16 protein-coding genes are annotated in these 17,845 nt (G+C 50.4%); 8 read left to right on the top strand and 8 right to left on the bottom strand.

Annotation, left to right across the window (positions count from 1 at the left end; all coding sequences use genetic code 11):
* Positions 1-93 precede the first annotated feature (93 nt).
* The 4 genes from EHW56_RS04330 to EHW56_RS04345 all read right to left on the bottom strand — a co-directional run bounded on the left by EHW56_RS04330 (position 94) and on the right by EHW56_RS04345 (position 3,547).
* Positions 94-621 carry a TetR/AcrR family transcriptional regulator gene (locus tag EHW56_RS04330; protein WP_152794583.1) on the bottom strand — a complete coding sequence of 176 codons (528 nt, stop codon included), beginning with the start codon at positions 619-621 and terminating at the stop codon, positions 94-96.
* A 406-nt stretch (positions 622-1,027) separates the two neighbouring features.
* Entirely contained in the window at positions 1,028-2,215 is a 1,188-nt protein-coding gene (locus tag EHW56_RS04335) for an acetate kinase (RefSeq protein WP_152794221.1), read from the bottom strand.
* Between the two features lie 146 nt (positions 2,216-2,361).
* The gene (locus EHW56_RS04340) at positions 2,362-2,742 is read right to left on the bottom strand and encodes a hypothetical protein (protein ID WP_152794223.1); all 381 of its coding nucleotides are present in this window, start codon (positions 2,740-2,742) and stop codon (positions 2,362-2,364) included.
* Positions 2,743-3,064: 322 nt separating this feature from the next.
* Positions 3,065-3,547, bottom strand: coding sequence for a TetR/AcrR family transcriptional regulator (locus EHW56_RS04345; RefSeq protein WP_158075246.1), 483 nt, complete (start codon positions 3,545-3,547; stop codon positions 3,065-3,067).
* A 363-nt stretch (positions 3,548-3,910) separates the two neighbouring features.
* Here EHW56_RS04345 and EHW56_RS04350 point away from each other — a divergent pair, with 363 nt between their 5' ends.
* Together EHW56_RS04350 and EHW56_RS04355 are read left to right on the top strand one after the other, a co-directional pair.
* A complete protein-coding gene (locus EHW56_RS04350; protein ID WP_152798750.1) occupies positions 3,911-5,566 on the top strand; it encodes an AMP-binding protein in 1,656 nt (551 codons plus the stop codon).
* Between the two features lie 231 nt (positions 5,567-5,797).
* Positions 5,798-6,094, top strand: coding sequence for a DUF406 family protein (locus EHW56_RS04355; RefSeq protein ID WP_046075715.1), 297 nt, complete (start codon positions 5,798-5,800; stop codon positions 6,092-6,094).
* A gap of 84 nt (positions 6,095-6,178) precedes the next feature.
* Here the strand turns inward: EHW56_RS04355 and EHW56_RS04360 are convergent, their stop codons facing one another.
* Positions 6,179-6,793, bottom strand: coding sequence for a DNA-J related domain-containing protein (locus tag EHW56_RS04360; protein ID WP_046075714.1), 615 nt, complete (start codon positions 6,791-6,793; stop codon positions 6,179-6,181).
* 395 nt (positions 6,794-7,188) lie between these two features.
* Between EHW56_RS04360 and EHW56_RS04365 the strand changes: the two genes are divergently transcribed.
* Entirely contained in the window at positions 7,189-7,962 is a 774-nt protein-coding gene (locus EHW56_RS04365) for an EAL domain-containing protein (protein WP_152798752.1), read from the top strand.
* Between the two features lie 128 nt (positions 7,963-8,090).
* A complete protein-coding gene (locus tag EHW56_RS04370; RefSeq protein ID WP_152794232.1) occupies positions 8,091-9,491 on the top strand; it encodes a multicopper oxidase family protein in 1,401 nt (466 codons plus the stop codon).
* Positions 9,492-9,570: 79 nt separating this feature from the next.
* On the opposite strand, the gene EHW56_RS04375 is transcribed toward EHW56_RS04370, so the two are convergent.
* Positions 9,571-11,526 (bottom strand): methyl-accepting chemotaxis protein, encoded by a 1,956-nt coding sequence (locus EHW56_RS04375; RefSeq protein WP_152794233.1) that lies wholly within the window; start codon positions 11,524-11,526, stop codon positions 9,571-9,573.
* A 240-nt stretch (positions 11,527-11,766) separates the two neighbouring features.
* On the opposite strand from EHW56_RS04375, the gene EHW56_RS04380 reads away from it, so the two are divergent.
* Positions 11,767-12,114, top strand: coding sequence for a carboxymuconolactone decarboxylase family protein (locus EHW56_RS04380; protein WP_152794241.1), 348 nt, complete (start codon positions 11,767-11,769; stop codon positions 12,112-12,114).
* Between the two features lie 96 nt (positions 12,115-12,210).
* Here the strand turns inward: EHW56_RS04380 and gcvT are convergent, their stop codons facing one another.
* Together gcvT and EHW56_RS04390 are read right to left on the bottom strand one after the other, a co-directional pair.
* Complete coding sequence (gene gcvT, locus EHW56_RS04385) at positions 12,211-13,326, bottom strand: glycine cleavage system aminomethyltransferase GcvT (protein WP_077666097.1); 1,116 nt, start codon at positions 13,324-13,326, stop codon at positions 12,211-12,213.
* Between the two features lie 64 nt (positions 13,327-13,390).
* A complete protein-coding gene (locus EHW56_RS04390; RefSeq protein ID WP_046075708.1) occupies positions 13,391-13,993 on the bottom strand; it encodes a helix-turn-helix domain-containing protein in 603 nt (200 codons plus the stop codon).
* Between the two features lie 578 nt (positions 13,994-14,571).
* Between EHW56_RS04390 and EHW56_RS04395 the strand changes: the two genes are divergently transcribed.
* The 3 genes from EHW56_RS04395 (at position 14,572) to gcvH (ending at position 17,841) form a co-directional block, all read left to right on the top strand.
* Positions 14,572-15,972, top strand: coding sequence for an L-serine ammonia-lyase (locus EHW56_RS04395; RefSeq protein WP_152794244.1), 1,401 nt, complete (start codon positions 14,572-14,574; stop codon positions 15,970-15,972).
* Positions 15,973-15,998: 26 nt separating this feature from the next.
* Positions 15,999-17,297, top strand: a complete 1,299-nt coding sequence (locus EHW56_RS04400) for a serine hydroxymethyltransferase (RefSeq protein WP_152794246.1) — start codon at positions 15,999-16,001, stop codon at positions 17,295-17,297.
* Between the two features lie 166 nt (positions 17,298-17,463).
* Positions 17,464-17,841 carry a glycine cleavage system protein GcvH gene (gcvH, locus tag EHW56_RS04405; protein WP_074214574.1) on the top strand — a complete coding sequence of 126 codons (378 nt, stop codon included), beginning with the start codon at positions 17,464-17,466 and terminating at the stop codon, positions 17,839-17,841.
* The last annotated feature ends 4 nt before the right edge of the window (positions 17,842-17,845 follow it).

Here is a 17,845-nt window from a genome sequence, read left to right on the forward strand (position 1 = left end):
CACTCCAAGAGTCCACATCCCTTTAGAGATTAGAAGAGCTCCGGCGTATCGTCTATGCGCTTGTTAGTGACGTTGTCACTTTTAGATTTATTCCTAGGGTCTTATTAAGCTTCGTAACATGGCAAGACATAACTCACGGTCGGGGAGTACATCAAATTCAGCCCTTACGATTAGCCCTTCCAACAGCGTCATCACCGCATCAGCAGTGGCCTTTGAGCCAACAACCTGTTCAATTAAGCCGTAAATTTTGTCTTTGTGCGCTTTAGCAATCTCTACAATTTGGCTGTCTGTACTGCTCTTAAACTCGCCAATTGCGTGCATAAACATACAGCCTTTAAAGTCGTCTTGTTTAAACCACGCCAGATGCCAATCGAGGAGCGCCGCCAATTGGGCGTCTTTATCCTGATGCGCATCAATAGCCTGCTGCAATCCCTGCTCAAATCTTGTATGACGCGCTTGCAGCACAGCCTCAATCAAGGCCGATTTAGCGCCAAAATGGCGGTACATAGAGGTCTTTGAGACCGCGGCTTCATCACGGATTTTGTCGACGCCCACCGCGGTGTAACCAAACTGATTAAATAACGACTCGGCCACCGCCAAGATGTGATCGCGCTTGCTCATATTGCGGCGGTGATCAATAACCTCGGTGAACCACATCATTGGCCTGTGTATTGGCATGGGATCAAGCGGGGCTAAAACAGTTCAGTTCCTAAGTCGCGCAAGGCTTAGGAACCCATACCAACACTAATGAAGCAAATAGCCTGAAAGGGTTAGCCACACGCCTAGCGCGAACGCGCCTCCGAGAATCATGGCTTCCAGTAAGTAAGCCTTAATCACGTTATACCATTTCATACCTAACCAATCTTTTTTTATCTTTCGAGCATCAAATCAAAAACCGATGCACTTTGTCTACCATTATATACAAAAAGCCTTATGACGGATCACATAAGGCTTGATATAGCTTGATTTTTAGGCATAAAAAAAGCGAGCCACAGGCTCGCTTCATAGACAGTGGAAGATACGACAATCAGGCCATTGCCATAGCTTGTTGTGCGATCACCAGCTCTTCGTTGGTTGGGATCACCAATGCTAGCGGTGACGCTTGGGTGGTGATTTGTCCTGCGGCACCAAAACGCGCGGCGGCGTTGGCATCGGCGTCCGCTTGATAGTCGAAAATGGCCAGCTCTTTGAGAATCATCTCACGCACTGGCAGTGAGTTCTCGCCAATTCCGCCTGTGAAAACAATCGCATCCAGGCGAGATAAAGGCACCATGTAACTTGCGATGTATTTTGCTACGCGATACGCGAACATTTCTAACGCCAATTGTGCACCTTTGTGACCCTGCTCTGCCGCCTCGACCAAGCCTCGACAATCGTTCGTCAATTCCGAAACACCCAATAAGCCTGCTTTGTCGAGCAATTCATGATGGATCTCATCGGTACTCAGGCCTTTTTTGGAGAGAAACTCTAAAATGGATGGGTCGATATCGCCACAGCGTGTGCCCATCATCAATCCCGCCAATGGCGTGAAACCCATGCTGGTATCGACACTTTGGCCATCTTTCACCGCACACAAAGAGGCACCGTTGCCAAGGTGTACGGTAATTACGTTGGTTTGCTCAGGTGCTTGGTTAAGCCATTTAGCGGCTTCACGGCTCACATAATAATGGCTGGTGCCGTGGAAGCCGTAACGGCGAATGCCATAATCATTATAGAGCTGACGCGAGATCGCGTAGTGATACGCTTTTTCCGGCATGGTTTGATGGAATGCAGTATCGAAAACCGCGACTTGCGGCAAGCTTGGGAAGGCTTTGCGTGCCGCTTTGATGCCCACTACATGCGCGGGATTATGCAATGGCGCCAAGGCTTTTAGTGCATCAATTTGTGCCAGTACGGCATCGTCTATCAAGGTGGCTTGGCTGAAGGTTTCACCGCCGTGTACCACTCGGTGGCCAACGGCCTGCAGTTTGTCACTCAACTGGTTGCTTTCGATAAGGCCCACAATGATATCCATGGCCTCTTGGTGGTGGTTGCGTCCTGCACTTAAGGTTTTCTCGGTTTTTTCACCGTCGACTTTCCAGCTCATCCGCGCGTCATCGCGCCCAAAGCATTCTCCAGCGCCGGAAATCACCGCATCGCCAGTTTGCGCATCCATTAATGCAAACTTTAACGACGAGCTACCTGAATTAATAACGAGTACCAGTGCATCACTCATAGGGTTACCTTATTGGCAGAATTAGGATAACGGCTCACGGCCGTCACCCCATTATTAAAATATTTTTGAACAATTCAACTGTCGTTATAGTGATAGCATACTTGCGCAACAATTTACTGCGTAAGATCAAGCTAAGTGCGCACGGACTAGACAAAAACAAAAACCGATAAATAGCTCACGGCAGCGACAGCCAACACTAATGAAAAATAAGTAACCAGGGCACGTCTCCGGCGGATCCAAGTCCCCACGCCCTCGAGTAGACTGCGATGTGGACCCGTCACCCCTAGGCTGAGAGCATATTGATGAGCTAGACGTTGGTGGCCTTGCGCATATAACCGCTCAAGCAGCTGGTGGACATGCGCCACTGAGCAGTGACCCAGCACAGCCATACACTCCTCATGGGGCATGACCGTGAGCAATTCAACTTGCTTGTTGAGCTCATATTGCAAAAAGGCATTGCGAGCAGCCACGATTTCTGACCTTGAAAAAGTGGTCGGTTCAGTAAAAGCGTTGTTCATTACCGTCATGGCGAATCTCCCGATTGGCAGCAGGTAACGACCATCAACAACATAGTGCCCAGCAGGGCAGAGTGATGTATAACAGCGAGAGGAGAAAAACAAAGCAGGCGGGGCCAACTATCAACGACAGTCGGTAACAATGAAATGTAGCAATACCAACAGTCGCTATTTTTCTCCGTTAAGACTCGGAGGATGGTCGGTATTGTTCATGGTTATCTCCAAATACATGTGTTGCTTAGAAAGCATGACAACTATACCAAAAAACGCAGGGACTGTCTGTCAACGGAAGGTCATCTCTCACCCCATAGCTCGATCAATAATAGCCATGACATTAGGATTTCGCGTCAGCTCGCTGACGGCACAGCAACACACTGGCCCCTAACAGTTGCGAAAAGGCGACCGTTAAATCGGTTTGCATCTGCTGTTCACACTCTTGCTGCAGCGTTTTTAAACACCTGAATGCGGCTCCATGATCGGCTTTGCCGCTAATTAACACATAAAAGCAGAGCTTTAGCGTCGCCTTAAATTCACCTTCGGCATGCATCGCTTGCATCCAGCTTTTCATAAATGCATTGATGGTGCCACTCGTATCGAGTGGCGTACGCAGGCTCTCCACCAAAAAAGGCTCTAACGCGACCATAAAATCTTGCTTGCGGGGAAAGTGGTGGCTGATCCCGGTGCGCGATACGCCTGTCGCTTCACTGAGCGTGGTATAAGACATTCCTTCATAACCAAGCGCCAACAGCTGCCGCTTCGCCTCTGCCAAGATAGTCTCAATGGTTTGCTGTGTTTGGGCTTTACTGCGTTTTGGCATGCGTAATCTGTTCTCCCCGTCAATCGCCGTCATTGGCGCTGTGATGACACGCGCGCCACTCGGCTCGCGGTCAGGCTAACTCACGAAAAAGTCCCGCCCCTTTTAAAATAGTACAGACTGACTCACTCAGCCTGACACTAACGCTTTACCAAGACGCTGAAGCGGATCAAACTTCCAAAAACCTTATTGAGAAGAATATGAAAAAACTGAAAAATCCGAAGCAAATCACTGCAAATAGTGCCGTCAGTCATAATTTGAACACGTGTTTAAATGATTATCTTGCTTCTCCTCGCCCCTGATCACTAAATTAACATTATTATAACGTTTAAACGTAGTCTTACGTTGCGACAATGAGGAAGTCCAATGTCACATATCAAACCGAACGATCAGATCCTGCGGTGGGCCGATGAACGTCCAAGCCATGTTTTTCTGCGCCAAATTCACGGCCGCCGCTTCCATGACTACACCTTTGCTGATGTGGCCGACCAAGCATTGCGCATGGTTACCGCACTGCGTGATATGGGACTGAAACCCGGCGATAAAGTCGCGCTCATCTCCAAAAACTGCGCTGAATGGTTTATTGCCGATTTAGCGATGATGATGGGCAGCTATATCAGCGTGCCGATATTTCCCACGGCCGGGACAGACACCATTGACCATGTGGTGACCCACAGCGAATCGAAAGCCATGTTTGTAGGCAAGCTTGATGACAGTAAAGCCCTGAGCGCCTCACTGGAAAACATGCCAGGCTTAAAGACCATTGCCTTTCCTTATCCCACGATTAGCTGCCATTACGAGTGGCATGATTTGATCGCCAACCATGAGGCATCAGATGAGCGCCCTGTGCATCAAGACAGTGATATGATGTCCTTGGTGTATACCTCGGGCACGTCGGGCTTACCTAAGGGGGCGATTTTAAGTTATGGCGGCTACTGCTGGTCCGCTCAGCGTTTGATTGACCATATTGGCATTGAGCCTGATGACCGTTTGTTCTCTTATCTCCCACTGGCGCATATTACCGAGCGGGTTTATATCATGGGCTCAGCGATTATGGGCGGGATCCCTACCGCTTTCCCTGAATCGCTCGATACCTTTATCGAAGATGTCAAAATGCATCGCCCCACCTTGTTCATTTCTGTCCCTCGGCTTTGGACACTATTCCAGCAACGCATTCAAGAAAAACTGCCGGACGGAAAGCTTAACCTTCTCTTGCGCATTCCCTTGGTCAATAACCTGATCAAAAGCAAAATCGCAAAAAACCTTGGATTGGATCAGGCACGCGTGTTGGGATGCGGCTCAGCGCCTGTCGCGCCCGCATTACTGCAATGGTATGAGAAGCTCGGGTTACACATTACCGAGGCGTGGGGAATGACTGAAAGCTATGCCTACAGCACCCTCAATTATCCGTTTAGAGCAGACAAAATCGGTACTGTAGGCAATGCAGGTCCCGGCGTTGAAATCAAAATTGCTGACGATCAGGAGATCTTAGTCAAAAGTCAGGGGCTTTTTAGCGGCTATTACAAAAACGAAGAAGCCACCGCAGAAACCTTGGTAGATGGCTGGTTGCATACCGGCGATCTCGGTGAACTCGACAACGAGGGATATCTCAGTATTTCGGGTCGCAAAAATGACACCTTTAAAACCGCCAAAGGTAAGTTTGTCGCGCCCGTGCCGATTGAAAAGCGTTTGTTCGAGCTCTCTAATGCCGAGATGCTCTGTGTGATCGGTTCAGGCATGCCAGCGCCTATTCTGCTCGCGCTGCCACACCATTTTCCACATTTTGACCGCGCGCGTTATGAGCGCCGGGTGAAGAAGGTGATTGATACCATCAATGGGGAGCTGGAGTCACACCAGCAAATCAAAGGCGTATTGATGATTAAAGAACCTTGGAGTATTGAAAACGGCAAACTCACGCCGACGCTGAAAATTCGCCGCCACAAGCTAGAGCAAGAGTATCATGATATCGGTACTCACTGGCCAAAAGGCACCTTGGTGCAATGGGAAGAAGACTGGGACTGATCCTTTCTCTCATCGCCTGATAACACTCACCCACTATTGGCATAGACGCGCATAGTGGGTGATGTTTTTCTCCATACCTGGCTGATATCGATAAGCCGTGCTACAAACATCGTAAAACCTGACCTGCCTCAATGTGCCACAACCAAGACTTTGCTAAAGATCGTCGTATCGACTTACAGCAGGCCACTCGCACACTTTTTATGCCTGCTGCTTTTAACGTAGGGAAAGACCATGAAAGAGAATCAAACCGACACCTGTGATGCATGTGGTGTCAGCGCTGAAATAGGTTACATCATTTCTGAGGGCGACGAAGTGGCAGAAGTGACCATTCACGGCGACAGCAACGACGCGGTGCAAGCACGCTTCGAGCAATACCTAGCCCTCGCAGAGAGCATTAATCCTGCCGTTAAGCATGACTTTGATCCGCAACAGCTCGACGGCCATCGCGCGCACATCAAGCTACAGTTTGAATGCAGTGCCGAAAAGCTGATTTTTGAATTGCGCAGCCGCGGACTCAATAACGCGTAAATATCACACGAAAACACCATGCGTTTCAGTGGTTCAAGCAACAGGGTGTTATCTCACACCCTGTTGTTGCTTGCTGAACACTGTTTATAAGCGCAAACTTTGCCAAGCCTCGCACATCTCTCGGAAGGTGGTTGCATCTCCCTCGGGCCGATCTGGATGCCACTTCAGTGCCATTTTACGCCACTGACGACGGATTTCATGCTCACTGGCATTCTCATCCAACCCCAACACTTTTAACGCCTTATTGCGCTCCAACATGGCCTCGCCCGGCGCCTCATTGCCAATATGACGCTGATAGTGCTTCCAAAACGACGACAGCAGCTCTTTCACGTCATCTTGGCTGGCGTCATAGTTATTCCAGTCCATGTAGTAATCACGCAATGGATCCTGATAATCAATTTCTTTGGCCACAAAGCCACTGTTACCAACCCGCCATTGCAGCTGGATATCCATTGACTCAACCTGCAACCATTGCTGTGGCAACAACATTTCTTGTAGTTGATACAAGGCATTCATTATCAAGAAATTGCGTTTGAATAAATCAAGGTGGGGGTCAGCATCGAGCTGGGCCATCATGGTGTCTTTTTGCAGCTCACCGAGTAGGTGGTGCACTTTCCAGCTTTGTCGCGTTGATTCTAGAATACTGAGTATTGGCCAAATCAGGGGGTTGTCTATTTCATCCCGTTTTTCAGCAAGCATGACGTTCATCCTCTGTCACTGGCCAGCTACCTTGAACCGGCGTCTCTTAGGGTTGGTTGTAAAGCCACCTTATTAAGGTATAAACCAATTCTGGCTATTTTGTAGCAAATATCGGGAAATCCATTTTCGGCACGCCTATATGACCGCGTTCTCCGCCATCATAATGACACTCCCAACGTTGCCGATTAAATATTAAGCATATCCAGTGCCAACTTATGATGAAAAAGAGACCGTTTTGGCATATTAAAACCAAGTCTTGTCTGTTTATGTCGAGTCGGCATCACAAGGCATTCACCTTAAACCGTGCAAACCCCATAATTTTTGTCATCTCATTCGCATTCTGACCAGAACTCCATTAACCTTTTTACAAGCACATACTAAACAACTTTTCCTCTATGACAGCATCTCCAACACAATGTGAGGCCTGCAGGGATGCGCAGCCGCTCACATTCGAATTTACCATGGCATTCCAACCGATAATTCAGCTTTCTACCGGTTCCATTTATGCCTATGAAGCACTAGCTAGGGGGATAGATGGCAGTGGTGCAGGCAGTGTGTTCCAACATGTCAATGCAGATAATCAGTATAAGTTTGACCAAACCTGTCGCATCAAGGCAGTGAAGCTGGCCGCTGAGCTGGGTATCCCTTGTTATCTCAGCATTAATTTCATGCCCAATGCGGTTTACGAGCCAGAGCGTTGTATTCGTACCACCCTTAAAGCGGCGAACGACTATAACTTCCCACTTGATCGGATTCTGTTTGAGTTCACGGAAGGTGAAGAAGTGTTGGATTACAGCCATATTCAACGCATTATTCGCTATTACCGCTCGCAAGGTTTTTTGACCGCAATCGACGACTTTGGTGCTGGCTATTCCGGCCTAACAGCGCTGGCCAAAATTGACACCCATATGGTGAAACTGGATATGGCATTGGTACGGAATATTGACACTGACGTCACCAAGCAAGCCATTGTTCGCCACAGTGTGGCTATGTGTCATGAGCTACATCGTCAAATTATTGCCGAAGGCGTTGAAACAGAAGGCGAGCTTCAGTGCCTGGTTGGCTTGGGCGTCGACTTCTTTCAAGGGTATTACATCGCTAAACCCGGGTTCGAGTGTTTACCACCTATCAATCAAGCACCTGGATTAGAAGCCTTCCACCGTCAATAAGATGACGACTCAGCGAGTCTTAGCACTCGCTGTTTTAACTCCCTCACAATCACAATTGATAATCTTTCTCAGCTATCAACTTTCAAGGTATACTGTCGCGCAATTACCGCGTTGAATAGGTGTAAAGAATGAATGGTGAATCGCTGAACGCACGTGGCCTCTCCCGGCGTCAATTCTTACAAACAACCGCAGCGGTGGCAGCTCTTTCCACCCTACCCGCTTGCTCATTAGTCTCAGCGTTCCGAGAAAACGAGCAATGGGAATACCATCTCAGCGCCGAGCCCAGTCAGGCCGCGTTGGTTCCCGGTCATCAGACCGACGTCCTCGCCTTTAATGGCAACATCCCAGCGCCCACGCTCCGCTGCCGCCAAGGCGAGCCAGTGACGATTCACTTTACCAATAACCTCAACGAACCCACCACCATTCACTGGCATGGGTTACGTATCCCCATTGAAATGGACGGTGTTCCTTTCTTATCCCAAGCGCCTATTCAGCCCGGTGAAACCTTTACCTATCGTTTTACCCCACCTGATGCCGGCACCTTTTGGTACCACCCGCATATGAACTCTGTCGTGCAGTTGGGTAAAGGGCTGGTCGGCGCGATTGTGGTCGAGGAAGCCACGCCTGTCGTGTTCGATGAGGAGCACACTCTGACACTTAAGCACTGGCATCTCGACCGACAAGGCCATTGGAAAGATCTCGCCATTCCACGCTACAGCGCGCGCATGGGGACACCCGGTGAATGGGGCACCGTGAATGGTATTCATCACCCTGAATACACACTGCAAGAAAAGGCGACCACACGGCTGCGCTTAGCCAATGTGGACAATACGCTCACCTATCCGATTCAAGTGCGCGGCGCAGAAGCCTGGATAATCGCCATCGATGGTAACCCGATTGCCACACCACGCCGACTAGAGGAGCACAAGATAGCCCCAGGGATGCGGCTAGATATTGGCCTGATTGCACCAAACGCTGGCGAAAAAATCGAGGTGATGCATATGAAAGGTGACTTTCCTTTCTTACTCGCCAGCTTTACCTCGACACCTTCTCATCTAGAAGAAAAGCCATTGCCCGCTTTGCCGCTCAATCCCGTCACGCCGATCGATTTAGCCAACGCCGAAACCCGCCACTTTGTGTTTGAGTGGGCAGGGGCGATCACACCGGCTGATAAACAAGGCAAAGGGAAACACGAATTTTGGCTGATGAATAAACGCGCTTGGGAAGGAATGAGTAAAGGTAATATTCCTGAGCCGATCGCCAAACTGGAACGCGGAAAGACCTATATCTTCGATTTAAAAAACGTCACGCAATACCATCACCCTATTCACCTGCACGGTCACACCTTTACTGTGCTGGAAATGGATGGCAAACCGGTCACGCCATTCCACACTGACACCGTGCTGTTGGGTAAAAATGGCCACGCCAAGGCAGCGTTTGTGGCCGATAATCCGGGCCGATGGATGTACCATTGCCATGTTATTGAGCACATGAAAACCGGCCTGATGGGGTTTGTCGAGGTCGCATAGCGGCCAAATCACGCCTATAAAAAACGACGAGCACTTGGCTCGCCGCTTTATGCCGTCACTCGGTTTTCACCCGCTGCGATTAACTGTCCTTTTCCGTTTTAAAGCGATTAACTAACTCTGATAGCTCTGAGGCCACCATACGCAGCTCGGCGGCTGTTGCATTGGTTTGCTCTGCCGTTGATGCTGCACTGTTGGCACCTTCCAAAACACTGGTCACATTCTGATTAATATCTTCCGATACCGAGTGTTGCTCTTCTGTCGCCGTGGCAATTTGTGCCGCCATGTCGTGAATTTGTCCTACCAAACTTTGGATGGTGTCAAAGACACTCAAGGCCTCTTCCGTCGCTTCAGTGGTGGTTTGTGAATGCTCAACACTGCCTTGCAGCTTTTCAGAGAGCTGGTTGGTGCGTTGGGTTAAGGCCTGCAACAGTTCATCGATCTCTTCGGTTGATTTGGTGGTTTTTTGCGATAGCACCCGCACCTCGTCTGCGACCACCGCAAAGCCTCGTCCATGCTCCCCAGCGCGTGCTGACTCAATCGCCGCATTAAGCGCAAGCAAATTGGTTTGCTCGGCAATACCTCGAATGGTATCTAACATGGCGGTGATATTGTCGTTCTCTTTGGTGAGCTCCGCCATCGCACTATCTGCTTCGTTGAGCGTGGTGGCCATTTCTTGCACCGCGGCACGCGTGTTATTCATCAATGCCATGCCTCGGTCCACTTCTGACTGGCACTGCTGGGCGGAGTCCGCCGTTTGATTACAGTTGTGCGATACCTCATTGGCCGTGGCCACCATTTGGTGGAACGCGGTGGCAATTTGCTCTAGCCCTGAGCGCTGCTGATGACTGGCACCATCCAGCTGCTCCGCAAATTGGGTGGTTTGATCGGCATGAGACGACAGCTTGGTCGATCTGTCCTTTATACCGATGATCAGCTCTTGAATCACATCCACAAACTGATTAAACGCGCCCGCCGTTTTGCCCAGCTCATCCTCGCCACGCACCGGTAAACGTTTGGTCAGATCGCCATCGCCACTCGCGGCATCGCTCAGCCCGTCGCTGACCGCAATGATGGATGCCGATATACGGTGGATCATAAAGTAGCCAAGCACACCGAATGCAAGCACGAGGATCAGACTGATGGACAGGATCACCGTTTGCAATTGCGTTACTTGGCCGAGTACCTCTTGCTGCGGCACAATACCAATCAGTCGCCAACCACTCTCCGGTGCTTTGTACTGGTTGACAAAGTAGTCTTTGCCAGCAAAGGAGACGGCGGTAAGTGATTCACTAAAATTCCCACCGCTGTATACACTTTCGACACTCCGGGCAGGCTCAAAGTTATTGTCTGGATTGTTCGGATCCGCAAGCACTGTGCCCGTGTCTTCCACCAACACAATATAGCCCGACTCACCGAGGGTGACGTCGCCTAACATATTTGTCAGCGCTTCTAGCGTAACATCAACACCAATCACACCACGCAAGCCGTCTTGCGCCTGAAACTCCATCACATAATCGAGCAGAGGTGCGCCAGTGTTTACATCTTGATACGCCGGCACACGCACTGGGTTGTTGCCACTTCCCTGACCCGTTTGGTACCAAGGGCGCTGGCGTGGGTCATAATCCCCCAACTCTCCTTGTGGCCATTGAATGTACCCACCATCGCTCAGCCCAAGAAACACATAGGCGAAATCCTCTCGTGAGTCCCCCATGGATTCCAACAAACCATACGCCCGTGCTTCGACGGGGCTGTTTTGCTCAGAGGTCATGGTTTTCGTCGGGCCCATATATTTGGTGACTGAGCTATCCAAGCGTTTAAGCGCGTCGCTATTACCCAGCATTTTGGCGTTTGCCGCCAGCCCTTCTAAGTAGAATTTAAACGCATTGCCTATGTGCTGCATTTCTTTGTATGAGCTCTGCTCATAGCTTTGTAATGTACTCGTTCGAAACTGATAGAGTGACACAATAGCGATAATGAGGGTGGGCAGGATAACGCCTGTCAGGACGACAACGAGTAATCGTTTTTTAATACTCATACTGACCTCCGTCAGTGACAGCACATAGGAGCATGTTGGTAAAAAGGTTGAATGTGTTGTTTTAAATTAGAACAACTATTAATGACAATCTAATAAATAACCTATTTCCCCTCACTTTTCCCACGACACAGCGTCGAGCTGATTGCTTTTTTAGACAAATGTAGAGACTCGGCAGACACAGATTGCATCAACACGCAAAACCCTTTAAATTAGATAAATCTAAATTAAAAGAGAGGCATTATGACAAAGAAGAACTATCAGGAAATCAATCAGCAACAACTGGCGCTTAATAAACAATTCAAAACACACAGTAGTGATACCCTGTCCGCATTCGGACAGCTGCACCGGGCGGCAATGGCTGAGGGCGATCTTGACGTAAAAACCAAAGAGTTAATTGCACTAGGGATTGGTATTGCCGCACGCTGCGACGGCTGTATTGGTGCCCACGTGGCCGCCGCTCTCAAACATGGCGCAACCAAACAAGAATGCGTAGAGACCATTAACGTCGCGATCGTGATGGGTGGCGGCCCGTCATTGATTTACGGCTCTCAAGCACTAGAGGCGGTTGAGCAACTAAGTGAGGCGTAGGGATCGCAACCACCTAAAAAGTGGACGTGACCTGCAACAAAAACGCAGCCATCTCTGGCTGCGTTTTTCTCGTCGTCGTATGCGTTCAGGGAGGGCTTAACCGCGATAATACCGCTGCGGCACAAAAGGCATTTTTTCGACCGTCATGGGCAGTTTTTTGCCACGCACTTCCGCGTAGACCTCGGTGCCGGGGGCAATAAACTCAGGCGGGAGATAACCCATCGCCACGGGCATCCCTTTGGTGGGGCCAAAGGTGCCGCTGGTCACCACGCCGATTTCATTGTCGTCTGCATCAAACAGTTTGCTGCCTTCACGGACAGGGGCTTTACTTTGGCCCACCAGCCCAATGCGCTTGCGGCTCACCGCTTTGGTAGCGATTTGTTCAAGGATTTTCGCCTCACCGGGGAAGCCACCCGCACGCTCACCATCGGCGCGACGCACTTTACTGATTGCCCAGATCAATGTTGCTTCAACCGGCGTAGTGGTGGTATCAAGATCATGCCCATATAAACACAATCCGCATTCAAGACGCAGCGAATCACGCGCACCCAAGCCAATCCATTCTACCTCGTCGTAAGCTAACAGTGCTTTGGCAAGAGCTTCTGCATGTTCAGCCGGGACAGAAATTTCGAACCCATCTTCGCCAGTGTAACCTGAGCGGCTCACCACGCAGTGAATGCCATTAATCTCAACCGGTTGAATGTCCATAAACACCATATCGTTTACGGTTGGGTTGAATGTCGCCAGTACTTGCGCCGCTTTGGGGCCTTGTAGAGCCAGCAAAGCACGATCTTCTAGGACCTCGACCGACACATCTCCTGTCAAGTTATCGCGCAGGTGCTGAATATCCTGCGCTTTGCAGGCGGCATTCACGACTAAGAAAAGGTGATCGCCTAAGTTGGCAATCATCAGATCATCTAAAATGCCACCTTGCTCGTTAGTGAACAGTGCATAGCGCTGCTTTCCTTCTGGTAAATCCAGTACATCAACCGGGACTAATCCCTCTAATGCTTTCGCCGCATCCGTGCCATGAAGACGAATTTGTCCCATGTGGGACACATCAAACAAGCCCGCATGCTCACGACAATGGAGGTGCTCTTTGCGCACGCCCAACGTATATTGCACTGGCATATCATAACCAGCGAATGGAACCATTTTTGCACCCATATCAAGATGCAAGCCGTGTAACGGGGTCGTCAGTAACTCTGCCATTGTTCACTCCATATTGCGCCGGCGGGCCTCTTGCCCACGTTAAGCGATGTATTTGTGTCGTTGGTTAGGAAGCGGTCACCCATAAGATCAGTGCATCGGCATCACTGACGGAGGCCAACATGTGCCCCATGGTAGCGTCGTAATAAACACTGTCGCCCTCATTGAGGATGATCGCTTCGTAAAATTCGGAAAAAAATTGGATGCTACCTTCCAGCACCAATAAAAATTCTTCGCCGTCATGGCGGATCCAGTCGCTATAGTCTTCAAACGCGCGCGCTCTGACCCGCGATTTAAACGGCATCATTTTTTTGTTGCTAAGCTGCGTCGCCAACAGCTCATGTTCGTAGGTACCGGTAGGATGCGCTTTTCCCTGACCCGCTAGCGTCACGTCTCGCCGGCCTGTTGCTTGCCGTTTTTTTGGCGGAGCAAACAGTTGCGGAATATCGATATCCAAGCCGTGCGCGAGCTTCTGCATCGCTTGGAAGGTTGGGGATATCTGCTCATTTTCAATTTTGGACAATGTCGAGCGAGCCAACCCAGTCCGTTGGCTTGCCTCTTCAAGCGTAAGCCCAAGTCCTACCCTGACTGCTTTTAAGCGCGGGCCCAGCCGCAATGGCGCAATGGGCTCGCGCGTTTCACCCTCACGTTGCGATCGTTCAACCTGCATCGACGGGTACACATCCTGTGTTGATTGGTTTGTTGTCACCTGCTTTCGCCTCTATCGGTTGTCCCGCTATGTTTGACGCTTTAACACTTTTAACAAAAAAGTTTCCTATCGGAAAATACCGGTATCATAAACGTGACGCAACCAGCGAATTGGTGAAAGCACGCAACCTATCACGCTCACCCCAAACTGAGCCCCTCACTTTATTTCTCGTAAAAACAAAGCATTACACACTTGTTTATTTACCCGTTATTCAATGAACGACGAGTAACCCCCGAGCATTCACCGACATTGATTTGCAATTTACCCTCGCTTAAGATAAAAAGGCAAACGTTTGCGCAGTTATGCAATGGTTTAAAAAGAGAAGGTTTTGTCTCTAGGATCACAACATAGGTTTCTTATTGGAAATTTATTTTGCGGAAAAGTGAACGCTTAGGTACGTTAACAAAATGTTTAAATCAACAGTGCGCGTATTCATCGATCGCGACTGTTGAGTGCAACGTGAAGCAATGTCGACATCTTCGATGTAAGACAGCATGAATAATGACAAAAACGTACCTTACTGATTGAGGAGACAGGCCATGAGTCACAGCATGTTTGACCTGTTCAAAGTCGGTGTCGGGCCTTCAAGTTCCCACACCGTAGGCCCGATGGTGGCCTGTGCACGCTTTACGCAATACGCGGCACAAACGCTCTCAGTGACCGACATCGAACGTGTCAAAGTGGACTTATACGGCTCACTCGCGCTCACCGGGAAAGGCCATGCCACCGATGTCGCCTGTGTGATGGGATTGATGGGCGAAATGCCCGCGACCATAGAGTCAGATGAAATCGATACCATGACCAAGCTGGTCAAAAACGGCGGCGAACTCCCCTTTGCTGGACGCCACTACATCCCATTCAATTGGCAGGCAGATATTGCCTTTCACTATGAGCAAGTACTGCCCGCGCACCCCAACGGGATGACAGTCAGTGCATACGATAAAGCCGGTGACTGTTTGGCCAGCAAGACCTATTTCTCTGTCGGCGGCGGCTTTGTGGTGGAAGAAGGCGAAACCGATGCATTGGCAACAGATTTTGTCCCTCCTCACCCGTTTAATAGTGCGGCGGAGTTGCTTGACCAATGTGCAAAAACGGGCATGTCCATCAGTGAGCTGATGTTTACTAACGAAGTGGCACGCGCGCGATATCACGATAGTAGCGCCACACGTGACACGGTTAACCAGGGACTGGATCATATCTGGCAAGTGATGCGTGAGTGCATCGATAGAGGCATTAAACAAGGTGGCGTGTTGCCGGGTGGTTTAAACATTAAGCGACGTGCCAAAGGCATGTACGACGCCATTCACGATAAACAAGCCCATGGCTTACCCACAGATACCAATGATTGGGTCAACCTATTTGCCATGGCGGTCAACGAAGAGAATGCCGCCGGTGGTCGTGTGGTCACCGCCCCAACCAATGGTGCGGCAGGCGTGATCCCTGCCGTGCTTGCGTATTACGACAAATTTGTGTCGCCCAATAACCCAGCCGGGATCCGTACCTTTATGGCCACCTCTGCGGCTATTGGCTCTTTGTACAAGACCAATGCCTCTATTTCCGCCGCAGAGGTCGGTTGTCAGGGAGAAATTGGCGTGGCGTGCTCCATGGCAGCTGGCGGCTTAGCCGCGGCGATGGGAGCGAGTAATCAACAAATTGAGAACGCCGCAGAGATTGGTATGGAACATAACCTAGGTCTCACTTGTGATCCCATCGATGGCTTGGTGCAAGTTCCCTGTATAGAACGCAATACCATGGGCGCCGTCAAAGCCATTAACGCTACCCGATTAGCCATGGGTGGCGACGGCGAGCACCACGTCTCGCTTGATAGCGTGATCAAAACCATGCATGAGACCGGGCTCGACATGATGAGTAAATATAAAGAAACCTCACAGGGTGGCCTAGCCACCAATGTGATCCCGATTAACGTCGTGGCCTGTTAGCCACCATCGCCAATAAGGAAAGCGCAATGAAACCGAGCTACCCGAATGTAGAATTGGAGCAGTTTTTCTCCACTAACTTATCGGAATCCGATGGTGCTGTGATGTCGGCAGTGCAGGCCGAACACAAACGTCAGCAACAACAAATTGAACTGATCGCCTCGGAGAACATCGTCTCGCAAGCCGTGATGCAAGCGCAAGGCACCTGCTTAACCAATAAATACGCAGAAGGCTATCCGGGCCGCCGCTACTATGGCGGCTGCGAGCACGTTGATGAAGTCGAAGCCATCGCCCAAACCCGCGCCAAACAGCTGTTTAGCTGTGAGTATGTCAACGTACAGCCGCATTCGGGCGCACAAGCCAACGGCGCCGTCATGCTGGCCCTACTGCAACCCGGTGACACCATTTTAGGTATGTCACTCGATGCTGGCGGCCACCTCACTCACGGCGCGCGCCCAGCTCTATCCGGTAAATGGTTTAATGCTGTGCAGTACGGCGTGAGCAAAGACAGTCTAGAAATTGATTACGATGAAGTCGCGGTGCTGGCTCGTGAGCATCAACCTAAGATGATCATCGCTGGTGGCAGTGCGATCCCGCGTCCGATTGATTTTGCCCGTTTCCGCGCGATTGCCGATGAAGTGGGTGCCTATTTAATGGTCGACATGGCACACATTGCTGGCCTAGTGGCCACCGGCACCCACCCTTCGCCACTGCCCCATGCACATGTGGTCACCACCACTACCCACAAAACCTTACGTGGGCCACGCGGCGGGATGATCCTCACCAATCACGAAGACATCAACAAAAAGATCAATTCAGCGGTATTCCCCGGCTTGCAAGGGGGACCACTGATGCATGTGATTGCCGCCAAAGCGGTGGCATTTGGTGAGGCGCTGGAGCCTGAGTTTAAATTGTATATTGATCAAGTGGTTGCTAACGCCAAAGTCCTGGCCGAGGTTCTACAAACACGTGGCTGCGACATTGTTACAGGCGGCACCGATACCCATCTGATGCTCGTCGATCTACGTCCAAAAGGCCTAAAAGGCAACCAAGCGGAGCAAGCGTTAGAACGCGCTGGCATCACCTGTAACAAGAACGGCATCCCTTTCGATACCGAAAAACCCATGATCACTTCAGGCGTTCGCCTTGGCACACCGGCCGGCACTAGCCGTGGCTTCGGCACTGAGGAGTTCCGCCAAATCGGAGAATGGATTGGTGATGTGCTGGATGCCTTAGTCGAAGCGCCAGAGGGCAATGCCGATATCGAGGCACGCATTCGTAAAGAGGTGCAACAGCTGTGCGCGCGCTTCCCGCTATATCGCCAATAAATGGCGGCGCGAAGCCATAAACAGTCTTGCAACGACTTAGCCAATACCATTGACACGTACGTTATTAAGACACAGGAGGCGGTATCGTCATCCACAGACCGCCTCACTTTACATTGTAAATCGCTCAACGACTGAGCAGCTCGCATTAAACGCAGGAGAGTAACAAATGGACGCGACACTAAAGTTTTCTGAAAGCCATGAGTGGGTCAAAGACAACGGCGATGGCACGGTGACCATGGGGATCACCGATCATGCCCAAGGCCTGCTGGGCGATGTCGTGTTTGTCGATCTGCCCGAGGTTGGCGACAGTACTGAAAAAGGTGAAGGCTTCTCATTGGTGGAGTCGGTGAAGGCAGCGTCTGATATCTATGCCCCGGTCGATGGCGAAGTAATTGCCGTCAATGAGGATCTTGAAGATAGCCCAGAGCTAGTTAACGAAGCGCCTTTTGAAGGAGGCTGGATTGCCAAAATTAAACTCGCTGACGACACCAATTTGGATCATCTAATGGACGCGGACGCATACACCGCCGCCATCGACGACTAATTCA

This window comes from Salinivibrio sp. VGrn1 (genome assembly GCF_009377995.1).
In the GTDB taxonomy this organism is placed as follows: Bacteria; Pseudomonadota; Gammaproteobacteria; order Enterobacterales; family Vibrionaceae; genus Salinivibrio; species Salinivibrio siamensis.